The 22,562-nt window shown below is 59.4% G+C and carries 19 protein-coding genes and 3 pseudogenes; 8 read left to right on the forward strand and 14 right to left on the reverse strand.

Features of this window, described 5'->3' with window-relative positions:
- From ACLD9W_RS09265 to ACLD9W_RS09280, 4 genes and pseudogenes are all read right to left on the reverse strand, one after another.
- Positions 1–130, reverse strand: a pseudogene (locus tag ACLD9W_RS09265) (IS5/IS1182 family transposase); the annotation flags it as partial.
- Positions 131–312: 182 nt separating this feature from the next.
- A complete protein-coding gene (locus ACLD9W_RS09270) occupies positions 313–2,841 on the reverse strand; it encodes a prolyl oligopeptidase family serine peptidase (RefSeq protein WP_410841756.1) in 2,529 nt (842 codons plus the stop codon).
- Between the two features lie 123 nt (positions 2,842–2,964).
- Complete coding sequence (locus tag ACLD9W_RS09275) at positions 2,965–4,155, reverse strand: porin (protein ID WP_410841757.1); 1,191 nt, start codon at positions 4,153–4,155, stop codon at positions 2,965–2,967.
- A gap of 328 nt (positions 4,156–4,483) precedes the next feature.
- Positions 4,484–5,305, reverse strand: coding sequence for an HpcH/HpaI aldolase/citrate lyase family protein (locus ACLD9W_RS09280; protein ID WP_410841758.1), 822 nt, complete (start codon positions 5,303–5,305; stop codon positions 4,484–4,486).
- A gap of 140 nt (positions 5,306–5,445) precedes the next feature.
- Here ACLD9W_RS09280 and ACLD9W_RS09285 point away from each other — a divergent pair, with 140 nt between their 5' ends.
- Complete coding sequence (locus ACLD9W_RS09285; RefSeq protein WP_410841759.1) at positions 5,446–5,832, forward strand: RidA family protein; 387 nt, start codon at positions 5,446–5,448, stop codon at positions 5,830–5,832.
- Between the two features lie 366 nt (positions 5,833–6,198).
- On the opposite strand, the gene ribBA is transcribed toward ACLD9W_RS09285, so the two are convergent.
- The 6 genes and pseudogenes from ribBA to ACLD9W_RS09315 all read right to left on the reverse strand — a co-directional run.
- The gene (gene ribBA / locus ACLD9W_RS09290; RefSeq protein ID WP_410841760.1) at positions 6,199–7,293 is read right to left on the reverse strand and encodes a bifunctional 3,4-dihydroxy-2-butanone-4-phosphate synthase/GTP cyclohydrolase II; all 1,095 of its coding nucleotides are present in this window, start codon (positions 7,291–7,293) and stop codon (positions 6,199–6,201) included.
- A 296-nt stretch (positions 7,294–7,589) separates the two neighbouring features.
- Positions 7,590–9,257 (reverse strand): AMP-binding protein, encoded by a 1,668-nt coding sequence (locus ACLD9W_RS09295; RefSeq protein WP_410841761.1) that lies wholly within the window; start codon positions 9,255–9,257, stop codon positions 7,590–7,592.
- Between the two features lie 46 nt (positions 9,258–9,303).
- Positions 9,304–10,404 carry a tRNA 2-thiouridine(34) synthase MnmA gene (gene mnmA, locus ACLD9W_RS09300; protein WP_410841762.1) on the reverse strand — a complete coding sequence of 367 codons (1,101 nt, stop codon included), beginning with the start codon at positions 10,402–10,404 and terminating at the stop codon, positions 9,304–9,306.
- A gap of 314 nt (positions 10,405–10,718) precedes the next feature.
- Positions 10,719–10,838 (reverse strand): class I SAM-dependent methyltransferase family protein, encoded by a 120-nt coding sequence (locus ACLD9W_RS09305; RefSeq protein WP_410841773.1) that lies wholly within the window; start codon positions 10,836–10,838, stop codon positions 10,719–10,721.
- 99 nt (positions 10,839–10,937) lie between these two features.
- Positions 10,938–11,027 (reverse strand): annotated as a pseudogene (locus ACLD9W_RS09310) (hypothetical protein); the annotation flags it as partial.
- 59 nt (positions 11,028–11,086) lie between these two features.
- Positions 11,087–11,464, reverse strand: a pseudogene (locus ACLD9W_RS09315) (class I SAM-dependent methyltransferase family protein); the annotation flags it as partial.
- 132 nt (positions 11,465–11,596) lie between these two features.
- Here ACLD9W_RS09315 and ACLD9W_RS09320 point away from each other — a divergent pair.
- On the forward strand, positions 11,597–11,740 hold the full coding sequence (locus ACLD9W_RS09320) for a hypothetical protein (RefSeq protein WP_410841763.1): 144 nt from the start codon (positions 11,597–11,599) through the stop codon (positions 11,738–11,740).
- A gap of 16 nt (positions 11,741–11,756) precedes the next feature.
- Here the strand turns inward: ACLD9W_RS09320 and ACLD9W_RS09325 are convergent, their stop codons facing one another.
- Entirely contained in the window at positions 11,757–12,392 is a 636-nt protein-coding gene (locus ACLD9W_RS09325) for an alpha/beta hydrolase (RefSeq protein WP_410841764.1), read from the reverse strand.
- Between the two features lie 164 nt (positions 12,393–12,556).
- Between ACLD9W_RS09325 and ACLD9W_RS09330 the strand changes: the two genes are divergently transcribed.
- Positions 12,557–13,213 (forward strand): MarC family protein, encoded by a 657-nt coding sequence (locus tag ACLD9W_RS09330; RefSeq protein WP_410841765.1) that lies wholly within the window; start codon positions 12,557–12,559, stop codon positions 13,211–13,213.
- 72 nt (positions 13,214–13,285) lie between these two features.
- On the opposite strand, the gene ACLD9W_RS09335 is transcribed toward ACLD9W_RS09330, so the two are convergent.
- Together ACLD9W_RS09335 and ACLD9W_RS09340 are read right to left on the reverse strand one after the other, a co-directional pair.
- Complete coding sequence (locus tag ACLD9W_RS09335) at positions 13,286–13,573, reverse strand: hypothetical protein (RefSeq protein ID WP_009426921.1); 288 nt, start codon at positions 13,571–13,573, stop codon at positions 13,286–13,288.
- 166 nt (positions 13,574–13,739) lie between these two features.
- Complete coding sequence (locus ACLD9W_RS09340; protein WP_410841766.1) at positions 13,740–14,489, reverse strand: SDR family oxidoreductase; 750 nt, start codon at positions 14,487–14,489, stop codon at positions 13,740–13,742.
- Between the two features lie 249 nt (positions 14,490–14,738).
- Between ACLD9W_RS09340 and ACLD9W_RS09345 the strand changes: the two genes are divergently transcribed.
- The 5 genes from ACLD9W_RS09345 (at position 14,739) to ACLD9W_RS09365 (ending at position 21,135) form a co-directional block, all read left to right on the forward strand.
- Positions 14,739–15,185: a c-type cytochrome gene (locus ACLD9W_RS09345; protein WP_410841767.1), complete on the forward strand. Its 447-nt coding sequence runs from the start codon at positions 14,739–14,741 to the stop codon at positions 15,183–15,185.
- Positions 15,186–15,301: 116 nt separating this feature from the next.
- The gene (tkt, locus tag ACLD9W_RS09350) at positions 15,302–17,284 is read left to right on the forward strand and encodes a transketolase (protein WP_410841768.1); all 1,983 of its coding nucleotides are present in this window, start codon (positions 15,302–15,304) and stop codon (positions 17,282–17,284) included.
- Positions 17,285–17,370: 86 nt separating this feature from the next.
- Positions 17,371–19,062, forward strand: a complete 1,692-nt coding sequence (gene dld / locus ACLD9W_RS09355) for a D-lactate dehydrogenase (RefSeq protein WP_410841769.1) — start codon at positions 17,371–17,373, stop codon at positions 19,060–19,062.
- 131 nt (positions 19,063–19,193) lie between these two features.
- The gene (locus ACLD9W_RS09360; protein ID WP_410841770.1) at positions 19,194–20,096 is read left to right on the forward strand and encodes a Dyp-type peroxidase; all 903 of its coding nucleotides are present in this window, start codon (positions 19,194–19,196) and stop codon (positions 20,094–20,096) included.
- 157 nt (positions 20,097–20,253) lie between these two features.
- Positions 20,254–21,135 carry a TatD family hydrolase gene (locus ACLD9W_RS09365; protein ID WP_410841771.1) on the forward strand — a complete coding sequence of 294 codons (882 nt, stop codon included), beginning with the start codon at positions 20,254–20,256 and terminating at the stop codon, positions 21,133–21,135.
- A gap of 218 nt (positions 21,136–21,353) precedes the next feature.
- Here the strand turns inward: ACLD9W_RS09365 and dinB are convergent, their stop codons facing one another.
- Positions 21,354–22,427, reverse strand: coding sequence for a DNA polymerase IV (gene dinB / locus ACLD9W_RS09370; protein WP_410841772.1), 1,074 nt, complete (start codon positions 22,425–22,427; stop codon positions 21,354–21,356).
- Positions 22,428–22,562: the final 135 nt, after the last annotated feature.

A 22,562-nucleotide genomic window follows, 5' to 3' on the forward strand; every position in this document is an offset into this window, starting at 1 on the left:
GGGTTCTTTGACGATTCAGGTATTGTTCGATCGGCTGCCAATCAATCACCTGATCCAACTTCAATAGTGGGAAGCGGTCGATGTGTTTGGCAATCATGGCTTGTGCGGTTTGCCGGAAGAAGGTGCTCATGAGAAATCCCCTAAATATCTTGGTGGTAATTTAGGGGATTTGGGGGGATTTTGCAAAGGTCTCAGCCTGTTTGGTGTTTTCAGACGGCCTTATTCCGTTTTCCGGCCATGCGTTCCGACGCCTACAAAAACGGCCTGAAACCGTTTGCTGCGGTTTCAGGCCGTCTGAAAGCAAGGGATACTTTATTTCTTTTCCTGCGCCTGAGGCTCTTTGTCGGGAACGGGCGGCAGTGACTTCACGCCCATTTCGTGCAGGATAAAGGCGAATTTTTCCTTCATCTCGCGCTTGGTTTCCGCACGGGTGTTGTCACCGTGGCCGTGACGCTCGGCTGCGTAGAGGAATACCGGCCGCATGCACGACTGCTTCTCCTGCAGGATGGCGGCGAATTTGTAGGAATGCGACGGTACCACGCGGTCGTCGCGCTTGGACGTCATCACCATGGTGGAGGGGTAGCAGACGCCGTCGCGCACGTTGTGATACGGCGAGTAGGACAGCAGTTTCTGGTACATCGCTTTGCTGTCTTCAGCCATACCGTATTCGTTGATCCAGTAGTCGGTGCGGTACATTTTGTCGTGGCGCAGCATATCGAGCACGCCGACTTCGGGAATGGCGACACGGAACAGGTCGGGACGCTGAACCATGGTCGCGCCGACCAGCAAACCGCCGTTGGAACCGCCGGAAATCGACAGGTAGTCTTTGGAGGTATAGCCTTCCTTAATCAGGAATTCACCGGCGGCGATAAAGTCGTCAAAAACGTTTTGCTTGTTGAGCTGCTTGCCCGCGTCGTGCCATTTGGAACCGTACTCCTTGCCGCCGCGCAGGCCGGCGGTGGCGTAAACGCCGCCGTTCTGCATCCAGGCTGCGGCTGTGGTGTTGAAGTTGCCCTGGTAGGCATCGACGTTGAAACCGCCGTAACCGTAGAGAATGGTCGGGTTTTTGCCGTCGAGTTTCAGCCCTTTTTTGTGGCTGATCACGATGGGCACCATGGTGCCGTCTTTGGACGGATAGGATACGGTGCGCATTTCGTATTTGTCGGTATCGAAAGGAATGGTATCGCGGCGTTTGACGCCGAAGAATTTGTCTTCTTCAACGTTGTAGCGGTAGGTGGTGGCCGGCGTTACCTTGTTTTGGTAGTAGAACCACACATAGCGCTTGTAGTCTTTTTCGTTGGCCGCGAGCGTGCCTTTGGGGCGGTTGTTTTCGGCGTCTTTGTCGCCGGAGTCGTAGGCGGTCAGGCTGCTGATGTTGCCGCCGGCAACCGGGGTGATGTCGCGGACGAATTTGCCGTTTTCGTCAAACAGTGCCAGCGAATCGTAACCGGCAGAGTAATACTGCATCAGATAGTGGCCGCTTTGGTACACGCCGGCAGTCAGGCGGTGGTTTTCGCGCGCGGGAATCACCACTTCGCGTTTTCTCTGCGGACTGCGGATGTCGATTTTCAGAAGTTCGCCAAATTCGGAATTATCTTCGGAAATCACATAGATATAATTGCCATCCAGGCGGACGAACTTGGCGGCGGTATAGTTGGTAAACGCATCCGCTTTGTTGATTTTGTCGTACATCTTGCGGTTGTGGATCTGAATCCAGCGGCCGGTTTTCAAATCCTTCAGCAGCAGGGTGTCGCTGATGCTGCCCAAAGAGCCCTGCACCATCAGATAGCGGTCGTCTTCAATCCAGAAGCTGTCGGGCGTCATGTCGTAGTCCGACGCCTTCATAATAATCGGGTCGTTGAACTCGTTTTTGTCCATCCGGTGCAGCATCAGATCCGTCCAGCCGCCGTGTGAGCGGACGTAATACAGATTGTTGTTGTCTTTCCACTCCAGTGGATAGCCGTACGAGCCGCCGACATCCATCACATGGATATTGGTGGTGATGTGGCGGGTTTTCAGGGTTTCGGTATCGAGCACATACAGCTCTTTGTGGTCGGTATCCGAAGCGCCGTCGCGGGTGGCGTAGGCGAAATATTTGCCGTTGCTATTGAGTGCGTAGTTGACAATCTGGGTGTAGCCGTCTTTGGAAAGTTCTTTTTCGTCGAGAATGACTTGGGATTTGCCGTCGGCGCCTTTTTTGCTCAGGCGGAAATAGCCGTCGGGGTAGCGGGCGTAATGGAGTTTGCCGTATTCACGGTCGTAATCGAAATACAGGTATTCATAATCCATCAGCTTGTCGATACGTTTGCCGATTTCCTGGATATAGGGGATTTTGTTCAGATAGTTGTGGGTGGCTTCGTTTTGCGCGTTCACCCATTTATCCACTTCGCCCTGCTCGTTGCGCACGGTTTCCATGCCGGTGCGGCGTTTGTCGAGTTCGGGGTCTTCCCAGTTGGTACCGAAGAGGTTGCGCTTGCGGTCTTCGCTGGTTTCGTAGCGGTGTTCGGGTTCAATGCGGTCGACGTTTTCCAGCCAGCGGTATTTGTCGACGTGGGTATCGCGGTAGTAGCGCTCGATGCCGTCGTCGCGTTTGAGTTTGCGGATGTCGGGATCGGTGGTTTCGTTGCGGCCGTTGGTGCGCAGGCCGGGATCGCCGTATTCGCCGGTTTCGAAGCGGTCGGTTTCATCTTGGCTGACGCGGGTTGCGGGATAGCCGTATTCTGCGGCGTAGGGGTTGGCGGGGCGCTCGCTGCTTTCGGCAGCTGAGGCCGTCTGAACGATCTGCGGGGCGCTCAGCGCCAGCGCCAGCGCCAGCAGCAGGGACAGTTTTGTTTTTTTCATGGTGTTCTCCGGTGTTCCTATCGCAGGCTGCGGGCGTGCGCCACAGTGTGCAAACAGGCCGTCTTGATGGTGTTCAGACGGCCTGCCTGCGTTTGCAGCCGGTGCGGGTGTATGCGGTGGCGGTTAGAAAGTCAGGGAAATGCCGCTGGTGAATTCGTTGTGGCGGCGTTTGGAGAACTCGCCGTCGTCGACGTAGTTTTTCACCGTTTCCACATCGGCGCGGCCGTAGAGGGTGACGTTTTCGCGCAGGTCGTAGTCGGCTTTCAGGTAGGCTTTGCGGCGCTTGATTTTCGGGAAGACGTATTCTTCGTTGGCGGCGATGAAGTTGGGCTGGTTCCATGCGGCGTTGGTGTTGAACGCGCCCAGCGAGCCTGCGGTTTTCTTGGTGTTTTTCACGCCGTAGCCTGCCGCCATTTTGAAGCGCGGTGTGAAGGCGTATTCGGCTTTCAGGCCGTAATAGCGCGAGCGGGCTTGTCCCAGTGTGGCGATGTCGATTTTCTCTTTTTCATAGCCGATGTCGCCGGCGATGGTGAAATCGCGGTATTTGTATTCGATCGAACCTGCGGCGGCGTGTTTCTTTTTCGATGCCCATTTGACGTTATCGGCGGAATTGCGTTTGCTTTGGGTGTAGCCCGCGCCGAAGCGGATGCTGTGGTCGGGAGCGATGCGCAGGCGGTAGGTGGCGGAAATGCCGTTGCCTTGGATTTCGTTGACGTTGTCGGTTTTGCGCACGTCGTCCTGCGAGGGGAAGAGGTGGTAGGCGCTGACCTGCAACTCGGGCACGCCGGTGTAGTCGGCGCGGATGGAGGCGTTGCCGAAGTGTTCGAGCGGGTAGTAGGTGCCGGTGCGGGTGACGTAGCCCGAGTGCAGGAACTGTTTGCCGAAGGAGATGCTGCCGACGTTGCGCAGGTCGAGGGCGACGTTGGCTTCGGTCAGATTCAGGTCGTTTTTATAGTAGCCCAGCTGTACGGTGCCGGTGGCGCGCAAGTCCTGGTTGATGCGCTGCTGGCCGCGGAACTGGAGCCAGGAAGAGCCGCGCTCGAAGCCGAGGCGGGAACGGCGGTCGGATGTTTCGATGTCGTAGTTGGCTTGGGCGGTTTCCCATTTTTCCAGATCGTAGTCGTAGTAGTAGCGCGCAGAGTCATGGGTGTAGGTGAAACGGTTGTGCTGTTTGCTGAATTGGGCGGTGACGTTGCCGCCGATGTCGAGTGTCAGGCCGTCTTTGCTGTACACGTTGTAGGCGGCGTGTGCGGACAAAGGCGCGGTAACCGCGGCAGCGGCGATAAGGCAGGCATAAAGTTTGGTATGTTTCATTAAGATAATCCTCTGGTTTGTGATTTCTGTTCACTTGTACTGTTAAGGTATTGCCGTTTTCTGCAAACCCGGCGCAAATATATCCGCAAGATTTGGTAAAACACAATAAGAAATTGCAAAATTTACATGGAAAGTTAGCGCAAATTGTTTATTGATAATTTTTATTAATAAAAATTAACAGAATAAGCTATTATGAACAGTTTGCGGAGTTTTATGTAAAACACGGGTTTAATCCGCCCACACGTGAAAAAGGCCGTCTGAAAATTCCGCCTGCCGTGCGGCGGCGGGTTTTTTCAGACGGCCTTTGGCGTTGTGTTTTTCAGACGGCCTATGTCCTGCCGAGCAGTTTTTTCGCCCGCGCGATAACGGGCGCGTCGACCATCCGCCCGTCTACCTGGAATACGGCCGACGGGTTGCGCCCGGCTTCGGCGAGCACTTTTTCGGCGAAGGCGGTTTCCTCGGGCGAGGGCAGCATCATCAGTTTGGTAACGGCCACCTGCCGTGGGTGGACGCACAGCATGCCGCCGAAACCCATGTCGCGCCAGAAACGGGTAAAGGCGCGCAGGCCGTCGTTGTCGGCCATATCGGGGAACACGGTTTCGATGGGCGGGTGCAGGCCGTTGAGGCGGCTGTGCAGCAGGAGTTCGATGCGCAGATGGTTGAAAAAGGTGTCGGCGGCGGGAGTGCCGTGCGTCATGCCCAATTCGCCGCACAAATCGAGGCAGCCGTAGGAAAGCGCGTGCAGCCCCTGCGCGAAGGCCAGTTGCGGCAGGTTGAGCATGCCTTTGGCTGTTTCGATGGCGGCGATAACCGGTTTGCCGCATTCGTGGTGCACGGTTGTGATGTCGGCGGGGCGCTCGGTTTTCGGCAGCACCACGCCCTTTACCGAGTCCAACTGCGAGAGTGCGGCCAAATCGGCGGCGAAGCGGGCGGAGGAGGGCGCGTTGATGCGCAGCCACACCGGACGGGCGGCGGGGTCGGCGCAATAGGCTTCCATATGGCGCACGGCATCGGCTTTTTCGTTTTCGGCCACTGCGTCTTCCCAGTCCACCACCACCTCGTCCGCGCCGATGCCGAAGGCTTTGGGTATCCGATCGGGCTTGTTGCCGGGAACGAACAGAAAGATTTTCGGTAGGATCTGATCCTGCATGGGCTTTCCTTTGTTGCGCGGTCTGCGCCGCCGCGTTTGTGCTTGGTCGGGGCTTTGTTTTCAGACGGCCTGACGGCTGCCGTCTCGGTTCGGTTAAAAAATGTTACTATACGCTACTTTTATGCGAAAGGACTTTAACGATGGCCAAACAAATCATCCACACCGACCAAGCCCCCGCCGCTATCGGCGCATACAGCCAGGCCGTGCGCGCGGGCGATACCGTTTATCTGAGCGGCCAGATTCCGCTCGATCCCGCCACCATGACCGTCACCGGCGGCGGCGATTTCCGCGCCGAGGCGCATCAGGTGTTCAAAAACCTGCGTGCCGTGGCCGAAGCGGCGGGCGGCTCGCTCGACCAAATCGTCAAACTCAACGCCTATCTCACCGATTTGGACAATTTTGCCGTGTTCAACGAAGTGATGGCCGAATACTTCGCCCAACCCTTCCCCGCCCGTGCCGCCGTCGGTGTGGCCGTGCTGCCCAAGGGCGTGCAGGTGGAGGCAGAAGCGGTGCTGGTGCTGGCGTAAACACAGCTTCCGTAGCAGGCTTGAAGGCCGTCTGAAAAAGCCGTCCGGCATTTTCAGACGGCCTTTTGCCTGCCGCACGGTTCTCCCGCAAATCCGGAAACCGTGTGCTTTGCTATGTGCCATAGGGTCTGTTGACAATCAGCCGTGCGGCAGTGTTTTTGGCAAAAAACCGTCCCGCAAGCCGAATGTCAACAGCCGCGGCCATTCTCCACAGGCAGGAGAGGGAACGGTTTTCCGATAGGTTTCAGACGGCCTTATAGAGGCCGTCTGAAAGCGTGTCGGGCAGACAAAAAACCGAAAGGCCGTCTGAAATCCCAAAAAAGGACTTTTCAGACGGCCTTTTGTCTGCGGCAGAGGGCGGCGGGATCAGGCTTTGTCCGCTTCTTCGAAGCCTTCGACTTCCAGGCCGAAGCCGTTGAGGCTGTTCATCGACGAGGGTTTGCCCATGACGCGCATTTTTTTCACGCCGAGGGCGGCGAGGATTTGCGCGCCGATGCCGTAGGTTTTCCTGTCCCATTTTTTGATTTGGCGGTCGGTTTTCGGCAGGGTGCGTTCGAGCAGGGCGGCACCGTCTTCGGTGCGGTGCAGCAGGATGGCGACGCCGCTGTCGGCCTGTTGCAGGCGCTCGAGTGCGGCGGGCAGCGGCCAGGAGTGGCCGGGGTCGGTGTGCAGGAAGTCCATGGCGCCGAAGGGTTCGTGCACGCGCACGAGGGTTTCGCGTTCGGGGGAGATTTCGCCTTTGACGAGGGCGAGGTGGGTTTCGCCGGTGAGTTTGTCGACGTAGACGTGCTGGCGGAACGCGCCCCAGGGAGTGTGTATTTCGCTGTCGCCCATTTCTTCGAGCAGGCTTTCGGTGCGGCTGCGGTATTCGATGAGGTCGGCGATGGTGCCGATTTTGATTTGGTGTTCGGCGGCGAATGTTTTTAACTCGGGCATGCGCGCCATGGTGCCGTCGTCGTTGAGGATTTCGCAGATGACGCCGGCGGGGATGAGGCCGCACATTTGCGCGAGGTCGACGGCGGCTTCGGTGTGGCCGGCGCGCACGAGCACGCCGCCTTTTTGCGCGCGCAGGGGGAAGATGTGGCCGGGCTGGACGATGTCGGCGGGCGCTACTTCGGGGGAGACGGCGGTGCGGATGGTGTGGGCGCGGTCGGCGGCGGAGATGCCGGTGGAGATGCCTTCGGCCGCTTCGATGGAGACGGTGAAGTTGGTGCCGTATTGCGCGCCGTTTTTCTGCGTCATTTGCGGCAGGTTGAGGCGGTCGACGAGGCGGTCGGCCATGGGCAGGCAGACGAGGCCGCGTGCGTGTTTGATCATGAAGTTGACGGCTTCGGGGGTGACGAATTGGGCGGCCATGACGAGGTCGCCTTCGTTTTCGCGGTCTTCGGCGTCGGTGATGATGACCATTTTGCCGGCCTGGATGTCGGCGAGGATTTCGGGAATGGGGGAAACGGCGGTCATGTCTGGTTCTTTCGGAGCGGGAAAAGCGGCGGATTGTATGCGCGGGGAGGGGGAAAGGCAAATCATGCGTTTGGCGGTAAAAGGGAGGCCGTCTGAAAGTGTTTTCAGACGGCCTTAGGGCGTGTTGACATTCAGCTTGCGAAGCGGTTTTTTGAGGAAAAATTCGCGCCTGCAAGGAAAAAAGCGCAGCAAGATTGGACATCTTGCGAGCATTTTTGACGCGGCAGGCGTGGATTTTTACCAAAAATACCGCCGCAAGGCTGATTGTCAACACGCCCTATGCTGTTTTTGCATTTTTATTTCTGCGCTTCTTTCAGCTCGCGGCGCAGGATTTTGCCGACGTTGGATTTGGGCAGTTCGTCGCGGAACTCGATGTCTTTGGGCACTTTGTAGGCGGTCAGTTCGGTGCGGCAGAAGGCGATGAGTTCTTCTTTGGTGAGCGAGGGGTCTTTTTTAACGACGAACACTTTGAGCGCTTCGCCGGTTTTTTCGTTGGGCACGCCGATGCAGGCGACTTCCATCACTTTGTCGTTGTGGGCGATGACTTCTTCGATTTCGTTGGGGTAAACGTTGAAGCCGGAGACGACGATAAGGTCTTTTTTGCGGTCGACCAGCTTGAACCAGCCTTTTTCGTCCATTACGGCGATGTCACCGGTTTCGAGAAAGCCACGCGAATCAATGGCTTTGGCGGTTTCTTCGGGGCGGTTCCAGTAGCCCTGCATCACCTGCGGGCCGCGTATCCACATTTCGCCCGCCTGCCCGACGCCGACTTCTTTGCCTTCGGCATCGCGCAATTCGATTTCGGTGGAGGGGACGGGCAGGCCGATGCCGCCGCTGTATGCTTCGATATTCAGGGGGTTGCAGCACACGCCGGGGCTGGCTTCGGTGAGGCCGTAGGCTTCGACGATGGGCGTGCCGGTGATTTTTTTCCATTTTTCGGCCACGGCTTTTTGCGTGGCCATGCCGCCGCCGAGGGTGAGGCGCAGGTTGGAAAAATCAACTTCGGCAAATTCGGCCTGGTTGGTGAGGCCGTTGAACAGGGTGTTCACGCCGATAAAGACGCTGATGCGTTCTTTTTTCATGTCGCCGATAAAGCGTTTCATGTCGCGCGGGTTGGTAATCAGGATGATGCGCGAACCGGCGTTGGTGAAAATCATCAGGTTCACCGTGAGCGCGAAGATGTGGTAGAGGGGCAGGGCGGCGATAACGGTTTCTTCGCCTTGGCGCAGTTGGTTTTTAATCCATTCGGCCGCCTGCATCATATTGGCGCAGATGTTGCCGTGGCTTAACACCGCGCCTTTGGCCACGCCGGTGGTGCCGCCGGTGTATTGCAGAAAGGCGGTGTCTTCGCGTTTGATGTCGGTTTTTTGAAACGGCTGCGCCGCGCCCTGTTTTAAGGCCGTCTGAAAGCCGACAGCACCGTCAATGCGGTATTTGGGCACCATTTTTTTAATGTGGCGCAGCACGAAATTAATCAGACGGCCTTTGATGGCGCCGAGCAGGTCGCCGACGCCGGTGACGATGACGTGTTTGATTTGGGTTTTCGGCAGAACCGATGCCAGCGTGTCGGCGAAGTTTTCCAACACGACAATCACGCTGGCGCCGCTGTCTTTGAGCTGGTGTTCGAGTTCGCGCGGTGTGTAGAGCGGATTGGTATTGACCACCACCATACCGGCCTGCAAGGCGCCAAACAGGGCAACCGGGTATTGCAGCAGGTTGGGCATCATGATGGCGACGCGTTCGCCGCGCGGCAGTTTCAATACGTTTTGCAGATAGGAGGCGAAATCGGTAATCAGCTTGGCGGTTTCGGCGTAGGTGAGCGTTTTGCCCATGTTTTGGAAGGCGGGGCGGTCGGCGAATTTTTCCGCGCTTTGGTTGAAAACGTCGGTAATCGATTGGTAGCGCGTGATGTCGATTTCGGCATTCACGCCTTTTTCGTAGCTGCTCAGCCAGAGTTTTTCCATCGTATGTCTTTCTTAGGTTTTGTTCGGGGGAGGCCGTCTGAAACGCCTATGCGGCCACAATCACGGGCTTGTCGGTAGACACAATCACGCCGCCGCCGAGGCAGACATCGCCGTCGTAAAGCACGGCGGATTGGCCGGGTGTCACCGCCCATTGCGCCTCGTCGAAAACCAGTTCGGCTGTGTCATCGTCCAAATAGCGCAATTCACAGGCGGCATCGGCCATGCGGTAACGGGTTTTGCAGGTGTAGCGGCCGGGCGCGGGGCGCTCGGGCAGCGTGAAGCTCAAATCGTTCATCACGAGGCTGTTTGTATAAAGCAGCGGATGGTCATGCCCCTGCACCACGATCAGCTCGTTGCGCGGCAGGTTTTTGCCGACCACAAACCACGGCTCGCCCGCGCCGCCGATGCCCAAGCCTTTGCGCTGGCCGAGGGTGTAAAAGGTCAGCCCCACATGTTCGCCGACGGTTTTGCCCTCGGGCGTCACCATCGCGCCGTTGTGCGTGGGCAGGTATTGTTGCAGAAACTCGCGGAACGGCCGCTCGCCGATAAAGCAGATGCCGGTGCTGTCTTTTTTGGCGGCGGTGGGCAGCGCGTATTCGGCGGCGAGGCGGCGCACTTCGGGCTTCTCCAAGCCGCCGAGCGGGAAAACGGCGCGTTCGAGCTGGTGCGGACGCAGGCGGTAGAGAAAATAGCTTTGGTCTTTGTTGGCATCGAGGCCTTTGAGCAGATGATGCACGCCGCCGCGCACTTCTTTTCGCGCGTAGTGGCCGGTGGCAATCACGTCCGCGCCCTGTTCGATGGCGTAATCGAGAAAACATTTGAACTTGATTTCGGCGTTGCACAACACATCGGGATTGGGCGTGCGGCCTGCGCTGTATTCCTGCAAAAAGTAGGCGAACACTTTGTCTTTGTATTGCGCGGCGAAATTGACGATGTCGATGTCGATGCCGAGTATGTCGGCCACGGCGATGGCGTCGAAAGAATCTTGTTTGATGCTGCAATATTCGTCGTTGTCGTCGTCTTCCCAGTTTTGCATAAACACGCCGCGCACCTGATGCCCCTGCTGTTTGAGCAGGGCGGCGGTTACGGAGGAATCGACGCCGCCGGAGAGGCCGACGACGATGTTTTGGCTGGTGTGCTGTGTCATAAAATCTTGTTTTGCTGAACGTTGGCGCGTAAAGGCGGCGGATTGTACGTTTTCAGACGGCCTTTGTATAGCTCGATTGGAGCACTTGCTCGGGATGCCCGGAGGCCGTCTGAAAGCATGGAAGGCGCACCAAACTTCCTCCACTGCATCCCAAACGCGGGGAGGAAACGCGGCCTTGCGGGCCGGATATTTGTATCCGACGTATCCGGCTTCTCAGGCCGTCTGAACGTACCGAATCCGCCGCACACGCAAAAAGGCCGTCTGAAAAACCTGTTTCGGTTTTTTCAGACGGCCTTTTGCGCAGACGGTGCGGCTTATTTTTTCACGGCGAGGCTGACGGTGAAGATGCCGTCGCCATCAATCCATTGGCGGATTTTTTCAAAACCGGCGGCTTCGACAAGCTGATCCGTTTCCTGCTGGCTGCGGTGGCGCATCACCCAGTTGGGGCTGCCGTCTTTGTGGCTGGTGAGGGCGCGGTCGAACGCGTCAAGCTGATCGAAGCTGACAATGTTTTGCAGGCCGCGTTCGGCGATAAGGCGGCGGCCTGCTTCGACATTGAGCAGGCTGTAGTCGCGCAGGCGCACCGAGTCGGGCAGGGCGTCAGCGGTGAGGGCGTCGAGCACATAGAGCGGCCGTGGCCGGAGGCGATGTCGAGTACGTGTACGGGTTTGCCTGCGCCGCGTAAGAGGGCAGAGGCCGTCTGAACGGCTTTGCCGATGTTGGTTTTGCGTTGGCGGATGCCCCGCCAGCCTACGGCGTTGAGGTAGTGTTTGTCGGCCATGATGCCGAGCGCGTTGCTGCCTTGCGGGCTGTTGCGGTAAACGTAGTCGAGCGTGCTGCCGGAGTCGTAGCCGGTGGCTTTGCCGATTTTGAGGCCTTCGCTCCAGCGCGCGCCCAAATCGAGCATGGCGCGGTAGGCGCGCCAGTAGAGGCCGCGCAGCGAGAGGGCGGGCAGCGGGGTGGACAGTTCGTCGGCTTCGCGGCGGCTTTCGCTGTGTAAATGTGCGTCCCAGGCGAAAAAGGCGAAGTCGTCCAAACCCAATTCGTCGGCCAGAAACATATCATGCGGCCGGAGTGTTCGTGTCCTCTGTGGAATAAAACGATGGCTTTGCCGCTGCTGCCGTTTTTGGCAGGGCGGTAGCGGTAGAAGAGGGCGGTGCCGTCTTGGGTGGCGAAGGTGTTGTGCCGTTCCATGGCAATCAGGCCTCTGTCGGAAAAGAAGGAGTATACGGACATAGGGAGGCCGTCTGAAAGCGGGGTTTCAGACGGCCTCAAAAGGCGCAGGCGCAAAAAAGGCCGTCTGAAAAAGGCGTTATGCCTTTCAGACGGCCTCTGATGCACCCAACTCCTGTTCAGTGGCTTAATACGGCAGGCGCGAAGCGCAGCACGGCATCGCGCAGCTGGATCAGTTTGCCGTGGAAAAAATGCCCGGCCTGCGGCAGCACGATCACGGGAATGTCCTGCGGCGCCGCCCAGTCGAGTGACTGTTGCAGGGCGACGACTTCGTCGCTTTCGCCGTGGATCAGCAGCGTGCGGCCGGGATGCGGCGCGTCGGGCTCGCGTTCGCGCTCGTAATGGCGCACGGCCGGCCCCATCAGCAGCAGCAGGTCGGGCGGGCATTTTTGCGCGGCAAACAGGGCGACATAGCCGCCGAAGGAGAAACCGGCAATCGCCAGCTTGACCGCCTGCGGGTGGCGGCTGCGGGCAAACGCGACAACGGCGCAGCAGTCGTCGGTTTCGCCGCGCCCGTAGTCGTGTTCGCCGCTGCTGCCGCCGACGCCGCGCAGATTGGGCAGATAGCAGTGGAAACCCAGCTTCGCCAGCGCCTTGGCGGCCGTCTGAATCACTTTGTTGGTGTTCGTGCCGCCTTGCAGGGGGTTGGGATGGTTGATCACGGCCACGCCCTGCTCCGCCCCCTGCGCGGGCAGGTAGATGGTTTCGAGAACGCCGACCGGGCCGGGGATGGCGATGGTTTCGGGAGGGGTCATGTCTGTTCCTTATCGTTCGGGGCGCGGGATTGTACGGGCGGCGGCGCGGGTTTGTCCATCGGGAGCGGCGGCGGCTTTCAGACGGCCTGCCGCCGTTTTGCCGCACACCCGCCGGGCGGATAAACGGTATAATCCGCCGCTTTTCCACACGTCGCTTTCCTGCCATGTTTGAAAACTATCTGCACCAGTTCGGCCTTTCCTTTATGGCCTTTTTCGCCATCATGAACCCCGTGTCCAGCCTGCCGGTCTACCTCAGCCTCACCGACGGCGACGACCGCCGCACGGCGCGGGCGGTGGCACGCAAAGGGCTGCTGATTGCCTTTACCATCGTGGCCGTATTCGCCTTTGCCGGACGCTTCATATTCGAGATGTTCGGCATCACCCTGCCCGCGCTGCGTATCGCCGGCGGCATCCTCGTCTTTCTGATCGGCTTTCATATGGTGCAGGGCAACCGCTCGCCGATGCACCGCCAGCCGGGTCAGGCCGACGCCGCGCCCTCTTCTGGCATGTGTTACGAGGAAAAAATGAACGTGGCCATTTCGCCGCTGGGCACGCCGCTTCTGGCCGGGCCGGGCACGATTGCCACCTCCATGAACCTCTCGGTGGGCGACTCGCTCTCGGGCACCGTGGTGGTGGTGGCCGCCTTTTCGCTGCTGTGCCTGATTACCTACACCCTTTTTGTTTTCGCGCCGAAAATCACCCGCCTGTTGGGCAAAAACGTGATGAACGTGGTGACACGGATGATGGGTCTGATACTGGCCGTGATCGGCACGCAGATGCTGATTGCGGGCTTGAAAGGCGCGTTTCCCCTGCTCAACTGAACGCGCATCCGAAAAGAAAAAAGGCCGTCTGAAAACATTCAGACGGCCTTTTTGCACACTATGTTTTATGCTTTACGCCTTCCACGGCAGCCACAGCCGTGCCAGCACATACATCGCCAGCCCGATGCCGCCGAGCAGGAAAAATACAATGCCCTTCTTGCGCGCGTTCGGGCAGAACACATAAACGGCAAGGCTGAAGCTGAAAAACATCGCCGCTACCACCCACACCAGCCTGCGGTCTTGGAAGCGGTTGAGCGTGTAGCTCTCGTTCATCACCACATACATCTGCCACAAACCGGCGGCGCACATGGCAAACACGCCCGCAGGCAGGAAAAACAGTCCGAGAAGTTCTTTGCTCATATTGCTGAGGCCGTCTGAAAAAAGCGCGATTATACGGCAGCGGCAGACGCGACCAAAGCTCGGCTTTTTTCAGACGGCCTTGTCATGCCTGCGCGTAAACGTTTGCGCTTCCGAACCAAACAGGCCGTCTGAAAGCGCGAAACGGCTTTTCAGACGGCCTGATGTCCTACTTCTCCCGCCACACCGGCAGCGCACCGAAAGCCTGCGCCGTCGGCATGATTTCGATGGTGTTCACATTCATGTGCGGCGGGCGCGTGTAGAGCCAGAGCGCCGTGTCGGCGATGTCCTGCGCGTTGACATACTGCGTGCCCGCGTACACCTGCTCTGCCCGCGCGTTATCGCCCTTGAAGCGCACATTGGAAAACTCCGTGCCGCCGCACAGCCCCGGCTCGATATTGCTCACGCGCACGCCCGTGCCCTGCAAATCCGCCCGCAAATTCAGCGAAAACTGGCGCACGAAAGCCTTGGTCGCGCCGTAGACATTGCCGCCAGGATAGGGATACGTGCCCGCAATCGAGCCGATATTGATGATATAGCCGCCGCGCCGCGCCACCATCTGCGGCAGCACCTGACGCGTCAGATAGGCCAGGCCGAGAATATTGGTTTCAATCATGGTTTCCCAGTCGGCAAAATCCGCTTCGTGCGCGGCATCAAGGCCGAGGGCAAGGCCGCCGTTGTTAATCAGGCAGTCGATTTCGGCAAACTCCGGCGGCAGATCCGCCAGCGCGGCGGCGATTGAAGATCTGTCGGCCAAATCCATTTGCAGCGGATAAAAATCCGCGCCCAAACTCTCCCGCATCGCCTGCAAACGCGGCAGACGCCGCGCCGCCCCGATCACTTTGTAACCCGCGCCGACAAACGCCGCGCACATCGCTTCGCCGAACCCGGCCGACGCGCCGGTAATCAAAACAGCCATTTTTCCCACTCCTTCATAAACAATTTAAATCGGATTTTCGGGTATCATGCGCGCCCCTTAGAGTGTGTTGACATTTAACTTTTGCAGCGGATTTTTTGTCAGAAAATGGCAGATGCAAGGCAAAAATGCGAGCCTATGCGCCCATAGGCGAGTATTTTTAACGCGGCAGATGCCGTTTTATGGCGAAAAAGCCGCCAAAGCGTTGATTGTCAACACACCCTAAAACACCAAACAACCAAGGAACACAGTATGAACAAATTCACAGCGGCCGCCCTGCTGCTCCTGCTCGCCGCTTGCGGCGGACAGCCTGCGGGCGAGCCGAAAGGGCCGGCCTCAGAAGAGCGCAGCGCCGCCTTCAAACGGATGATGCCCGAATTCTCGGCCATGGGCAAAATGGTTAAGGGCGACGAGACCTACAACGCCGCCAAATTCCAAGCCGATGCCGCCGCCTTCGCCGAGGCCGCGCAAAAACCTTTCGAACACTTCCAAAACGACCCGCAGGGCAACGGCGACGCCCTGCCCGCCGTGTGGCAGCAGCCCGAGGCTTTCAAGCGCGAGCAGGACGCCTTTCTCGCCGCCGTGGCCGAGTTGAACGCCAAAGCGCAGGGCGGCAGTCTGGACGACATCAAAGCCGCCTATTCCGCCGCCGGCGCCAGCTGCAAATCCTGCCACGATAGCTACCGCCGTCCGAAATAGACACCGCCGCACGAGGCCGTCTGAAAACAGTTTCAGACGGCCTCATATCCTTGAAAGGCCGTCTGAAAACGCGGATAATCGCGCCCTTTCCATGCCGTAAAAACAAAGGTATTCCGATGACTTCACCCTTGGCAAACGCCATCCGCTTCCTCTCCGCCGACGCAATCCAAAAAGCCAATTCCGGCCACCCGGGCGCGCCGATGGGCATGGCCGAAATGGCCGAAGTATTGTGGGCGCAGTTTCTCAACCACAACCCGGCCAATCCCAAATTCTATAACCGCGACCGCTTCGTCCTCTCCAACGGCCACGCCTCGATGCTGCTTTACAGCCTGCTGCACCTTACCGGCTACAATCTGAGCATCGATGATTTGAAAAACTTCCGCCAGTTGCACAGCAAAACCCCCGGCCACCCCGAATACGGCTACACCGACGGCGTGGAAACCACCACCGGCCCGCTCGGGCAAGGCATTGCCAACGCCGTGGGCATGGCATTGGCGGAAAAAATCCTCGCCGCCGAGTTCAATAAAGACGGCCTGAACATCGTCGACCACTACACTTATGTCTTCATGGGCGACGGCTGCATGATGGAAGGCGTGTCGCACGAAGCCTGCTCGCTGGCCGGCACGCTCGGCTTGGGCAAACTGATTGTGCTTTACGACGACAACAACATCTCCATCGACGGCAAAGTGGACGGCTGGTTTACCGAAAACATCCCGCAACGCTTTGAAAGCTACGGCTGGCACGTCGTGCCCAACGTCAACGGCCACGACACAGCCGCGATTCAGACGGCCATCGAAGCCGCCCGCGCCGAAAGCGGCAAGCCCTCGCTGATTTGCTGCAAAACCCTCATCGGCAAAGGCAGCGCCAACAAAGAAGGCAGCCACAAAACCCACGGCGCGCCTTTGGGTGCGGACGAAATCGAAGCCACGCGCCGACATTTGGGCTGGAACTACGGCGCGTTTGAAATCCCGCAGGAAATCTACGATGCTTGGAGCGCCAAAGAAAAAGGCGCGAAACTCGAAGCCGCGTGGAACGAACTGTTCGCGCAATACCAAGCCAAATTCCCTGCCGAAGCTGCTGAGTTTGTACGCCGCATGGAGCGCAAACTGCCGGACAACTTTGATGCCTATATTCAGACGGCCTTGAAAGAAGTCTGCGCCAAAGGTGAAACCATCGCCACGCGCAAAGCCAGCCAAAACAGCATCGAAATCCTCGCCAAAGAGCTGCCCGAGCTGGTGGGCGGATCGGCCGATTTGACCCCGTCCAACCTCACCGACTGGTCAAACAGCGTATCCGTAACCCGCAACGGCGGCGGCAACTACATCCACTACGGCGTGCGCGAGTTCGGCATGGGCGCGATCATGAACGGCCTGTCGCTGCACGGCGGCGTGCGCCCCTTCGGTGCAACCTTCCTCATGTTCAGCGAATACCAGCGCAACGCCCTGCGCATGGCCGCGCTGATGAAAATCAACCCCATCTTCGTGTTCACCCACGATTCCATCGGCTTGGGCGAAGACGGCCCGACCCACCAGCCCGTCGAGCAAACCGCCACCCTGCGCCTGATTCCCAACATGGACGTATGGCGCCCCTGCGACACCGCCGAATCGCTGGTTGCCTGGGCAGAAGCTGCCAAAGCGGCCGACCGCCCCAGCACGCTGGTTTTCAGCCGCCAAAACCTGAAATTCCTGCCGCGCAACGATGAGCAGCTTGAAAACATCAAACGCGGCGGCTATGTCGTTTCCGAAGCGGCAGGCGAAGCCAAAGCCGTGATTATCGCCACCGGCTCGGAAGTTGAATTGGCCCTGAACGCGCAAGCCGCCCTCGCCGCCGAAGACATCGCCGTACGCGTGGTGTCCATGCCGTCAACCAACGTGTTCGACCGCCAAGACGCGGCCTACCGCGCCGCCGTGCTGCCCGACAACCTGCCCAAAGTCGCCGTAGAAGCCGGCGTATCCGACGGCTGGTACAAATACGTCGGCACCAACGGCGCAGTACTCGGCCTTAACCGCTTCGGCGAATCCGCCCCGGCCGACGAGTTGTTCAAACTGTTCGGCTTTACCACGGAAAACCTGGTTGCCACGGTGAAATCCGTTCTCTGAGGCCGTCTGAAACCTCCGAATCCGTTTAAACAAAGCAGCAACAGGCCGTCTGAACCTTTTCAGACGGCCTCAACACAGGAAAGATCATGAACGCCACGCAGTTAATCGAAAACCTTACCCGCATTGTCGGCCAAAAACACATCATCACCGACCCGGCCAAAACCGAACAATACCGCCAAGGCTACCGCTTCGGCGAAGGACAGGCGCTGGCGGTGGTGCGGCCGGGCACGCTGCTGGAAATGTGGCAGATTTTGCAGGAATGCGTCGCCGCCGACGTGATAGTCATCACCCAGGCTGCCAACACCGGCCTCACCGGCGGCTCGACTCCAAGCGGCAACGATTACGACCGTGACATCGTGATTGTGAACACCATGCGCCTGAACATCATCCAGCCGATTAACGGCAACGAACAAGTCGTCTGCCTGCCCGGTGCCACGCTCAACCGGCTCGAGATGCTGCTCAAGCCGCTCGGGCGTGAGCCGCATTCCGTTATCGGCTCGTCGTGCATCGGCGCATCGGTACTCGGCGGCGTGTGCAACAACTCCGGCGGCGCATTGGTGCAGCGCGGCCCGGCCTACACCGAAATGGCACTGTTTGCCGAAATCGACAGCGAAGGCCGTCTGAACCTCGTCAACCACCTCGGCATCGATTTGGGCAGCACGCCCGAAGAAATTTTGCACAACCTGCAAGGCTGGCACTACCAGCAAAAAGACATCGACCAAAACGCAGGCAAAGGCCACGACCACGCCTATTGCGACCATGTGCGCCAAGTGGATGCGCCCACCGCAGCCCGCTTCAACGCCGACCCCGCCCGCCACTACGAAGCCAGCGGCTGCGCGGGCAAACTGATGGTGTTTGCCGTGCGCCTCGACACCTTCCCGCAGGAAAACCAAACCGTCGTGTTCTACATCGGCACCAACGACATCAACGAACTCACCGACATCCGCCGCGCCGCACTCTCCGAGTTCCAGAGCCTGCCCGTTTCCGGCGAATACATCCACCGCGACGCGTTCGACATCGCCGCCGTATATGGCAAAGACACCTTCTACGCCATCAAAAAATTCGGCACCCACCAACTGCCCAAACTGTTCGACCTCAAAGCCCGCGCCGACCGCATCGGCAAAAAAATCCCGTTTCTGCCCAAACACTTCACCGACAAAGCCATGCAGTTTGCCAGCCGCTTCATGCCGCAGCACCTGCCGCAATCCCTGCGCGACTACCGCGACCGCTATGAGCACCACCTGATTCTCAAAATGGGCGGCGCAGGCGTGGAAGAAGCCCGCGCGTTTCTGAAAAACTACTTCGCCAACCACAGCGGCGCATATTTCGAGTGCAACGCCGAAGAAACCCAAGCTGCCATGCTGCACCGCTTTGCCGTCGCCTCCGCCGCCGTGCGCTACCGCGCCGTACACGATAAAGAAGTCGAAGACATCGTCGCCCTCGACATCGCCCTGCGCCGCGACGACCGCGACTGGTTTGAAACCTTGCCCGACGAAATCAACAGCAAAATCAGCCACAAACTCTACTACGGCCACTTCATGTGCCACGTTTTCCACCAAGACTACATCGTCAAAAAAGGCCACGACTGCATGGCCTTAGAGCACGAAATGCTGCACCTGTTGGACAAACGCGGCGCACAATACCCCGCCGAACACAACGTCGGCCACCTCTATGAAGCCAAGCCCGAACTCAAAGCCTTCTACCGCAAACTCGACCCCACCAACAGCTTCAACCCCGGCATCGGCCACACCTCGAAAAAGAAAAACTGGGCGGAGTAAGGCTTCCAGACGGCCTTTTCCCGCTGCCAAAGCAAAGGCCGTCTGAAAACGGAAAACCCCTCTTTCAGAATCATCCCCGCGAAGGCGGGGGCAACCTCCGCTTCCGCAAACCCAAGCAAAAGGAAACCGATATGTCCACCCCGCAAACCGCCATCATCCCCGACACCATCACCGCCGCCATCTATATAGAAGCGAACGTGCTCGACAAAGAACAGACCAAAGCCGCCTGCTGCCAAGCCCTCGCCGCCCTCGACGACTGCCGCAGCCGCTTCCCCGGCCACGAGCTGGGCATGACCATCGCCTTCGGCGCCGACTTCTGGCACAGCCTAGGCCACGCAAACGAAGGCCGCGAAATCCGCCCCTTCGTCCCCCTCGGCAACGGCCTCTGCCCCACCACCCAATGCGATTTGATGATCCACATCCAGTCGCGCCACTTCGGCCTCAACTACCTCTTGGCCGAACAGGTCAACGCCGCATTCGGCAGCAGCATCCGCATCGAAAACGAAACCCACGGCTTCCGCATGCCCGAAGAGCGCGGCCTCGACGGCTTCGTCGACGGCACGGAAAACCCGCACGGCGAAGAAAAAATCGCCGCTGTCGCCACCATCGCCCAAGACCGACCCGACGCGGGCGGCAGCTACATCGTGCTGCAAAAATACCTGCATGACCTGAAAAAATGGGGCGGCATCAGCGTCGCCGAACAAGAACAGGCCGTCGGCCGCAGCAAAGCCGACAACATCGAATTTGCCCGCGCCGACCGCCTGCCCGACTCCCACCTCGGCCGCACCAACATCAAAGAAAACGGCGTCGGCCTTAAAATCGTCCGCCGCAGCCTGCCCTTCGGCTACATCAGCGGCGAACACGGCCTGCAATTCATCGCCTACTGCGCCACCCTGCACAACATCGACGAACAGCTCAAATTCATGTTCGGCGACAAAGACGGCAAAATCGACCTGCTGCTGAAACACATGTCCACCGCCGTGCGCAGCGCCTACTACTACGCCCCCAGCGTCGAGCGCCTAGCCGATTTGTAAGACACGCGAAAGGCCGTCTGAAAAGCGTCAAACAGGCTTTCAGACGGCCTCAACAGATACAAAAGGCCGTCTGAAAACCCCTTTCCGCCGTTCAGACGGCCTTTTCAGACAGCCGCCGCGCACCGTTGTCCCCCGTCCTTCGCCACGCGCAGGACAAATGCGCTGCAGCCGACCCGCCTGTTTTCAGACGGCCTCAGCAGATACAAAAGGCTGTCTGAAAACCCCGTTCCACCGTTCAGACGGCCTTTTCAGACGGCCTCCGCCAGCCCATAACGAAACCATGTTCACCGACACCCACGCCCACCTTGCCGATCCCCAACTGGCCGCCAAACTGCCCGCCGTGCTGGCGCAAGCCGCCGCGGCAGGCGTCACGCGCTTTTTCGTGCCCGCCACCGGCCGAGGCGACTGGCAGAACGTGCTCGCACTGGCCGCGCCCGCCGTCGTCCCCGCCATCGGCATCCATCCCTGGTTTGCCGACAGCCACGATGCAGCGAACGTAGATCAACTCGACGCCCTGCTGCGCCGCCACCCGCACGCCCTCGTCGGCGAAGCAGGCCTGGACTACCGGCACGCAGCCGACGATGCCGCACGGCAGACCCAGCGCGCCATCCTGTCCGCCCAACTTGATCTGGCTGCGCAACACGGCCGCGCCGTGCTGCTGCACAACGTCCGCGCAGGCGCGGATCTGCTGCGCCTGTTGCAAAAACACGGCATACGGCGCGGCGCCGTCCATGCCTTTTCCGGCAGCCTCGAAGAAGCGCAGGCCTTTATCCGCCAGGGCTTGAAAATCGGCATCGGCTCGCTGCTGCTCAACCCCGCGGCCAGAAAAGCCTGCCGCGCCGCCGCCGAACTGCCGCTTACCGCGCTGGTTTTGGAAACCGACAGCCCGTTTATGCTCAAAGACGCCGCCAACACCCCCGCCAACATCCGCACCATCGCCCAAACTGTCTGCACCCTGCGCGGCATCGGCCTCGCCGAACTCTCCGCCGCCACGGAAAACAATGCGACGCAGCTGACGGAAAGCCCAAAGGCCGTCTGAAAGCGCCGAACGGGCTTTCAGACGGCCTCCATGCCGTTGCCCCGCAAATCGGGGCGGCGGTTTTCCTGTTCGGGGCGGGAGGGGGCGATGAAGGGCGGGCAAAGCATGAGGCCGTCTGAAGCCTGCAAAACAGGTTTTTCAGACGGCCTTTGTTAATGGACGGAAGCAGCCCGCCGTTTTGTTTGCAACTCGGATTTAACTTCGTTGAAGCTGCGCTTTCAGACGGCCTCTGTGCCGTTGTCCCACAAATCGGGCTGGCGGTTTTCCTGTTCGAGGTGGGAGAGGCCGAGGCCGATGAGGCGGTAGCCTTCGGGCACGTCGGGCATGCGTGCGGATAGGGTGTGCGCGGCGGCGAGGAGGGCGGCGGGGTCGGGCAGGGCGGCGGAGTAGGTGAGGGAGCGGGTGAGGATGCGGAAGGAGGCGGTTTTGAGTTTGAGGGTGACGCTGCGGGCGCGGCATTTTTTGCGTTCGGCCTGCGCCCACAACTCTTCGGCCAGCTGCGGCAGGCAGAGTAAGGCGGCGGAAAGCGGCAGGTCGCGGGCGAGGGTGGTTTCGGTGGAGATTTGCAGGCGCTCGCGGTCGGGTTTGACGGGGCGGTTGTCGGTGCCGCGCGCGAGGTCGTAGAGGCGGTAGCCCCATTTGCCGAACAGGTTGGCTAGCTCGCCGCGGCTGAAACGGCGCAGGTCACCTGCGGTGGAGAGGCCGAGGCGGTGCATTTTTTGCAGGGTGACTTTGCCAACACCGGGGATTTTGCCCAGCGGCAGGGTGGCGAGGAAGGCTTCGCTTTTTTGCGGCGGCAGGGAAAACTGGCCGTCGGGTTTGTTCCAGTCGGAGGCGATTTTGGCGAGGAATTTGTTGGCGGCGATGCCGGCGGAGGCGGTGAGGCCGGTTTCGCTGCGGATGTCGGCGCGGATGAGGCGGGCGATGTCGCCGGCGTAGAGCAGGTTTTGTTTGTTGCGGGTGACGTCGAGATAGGCTTCGTCGAGGGAGAGGGGTTCGATAAGGTCGGTATGCCGTCTGAAAATGCCGTGTATCTGCTGCGAGACTTGGCGGTAGAGGGGGAAACGCGGCGCAACGAACACGGCTTGTGGGCAGAGGCGGCGGGCGGTGACGGCGGGCATGGCCGAGTGCAGGCCGTATTTGCGCGCTTCGTAAGAGGCGGCGCAGACGACGGAACGCGCGCCTTCCCAGGCGACGACGACGGGCAGGCCGCGCAATTCGGGGCGTTCGCGCAGTTCTACCGAGGCGTAGAAGGCGTCCATGTCGATGTGGATGATTTTGCGCGGCTGCATGGCGGGAAGGGGCTTGGTCGTGGAAACGGAGGAGCAACTGTGTTCCCCCACCCCGTCGGGCAGGGTAACCAAACTCGGTGATTACGCGCACTGCGGTGCGGGTTGTTGTTCGCTTTGCTGTTCTGATTTCGTCTG

The sequence above is a fragment of the Neisseria sp. WLZKY-1 genome (assembly GCF_046546535.1).
Classification (GTDB): Bacteria; Pseudomonadota; Gammaproteobacteria; order Burkholderiales; family Neisseriaceae; genus Neisseria.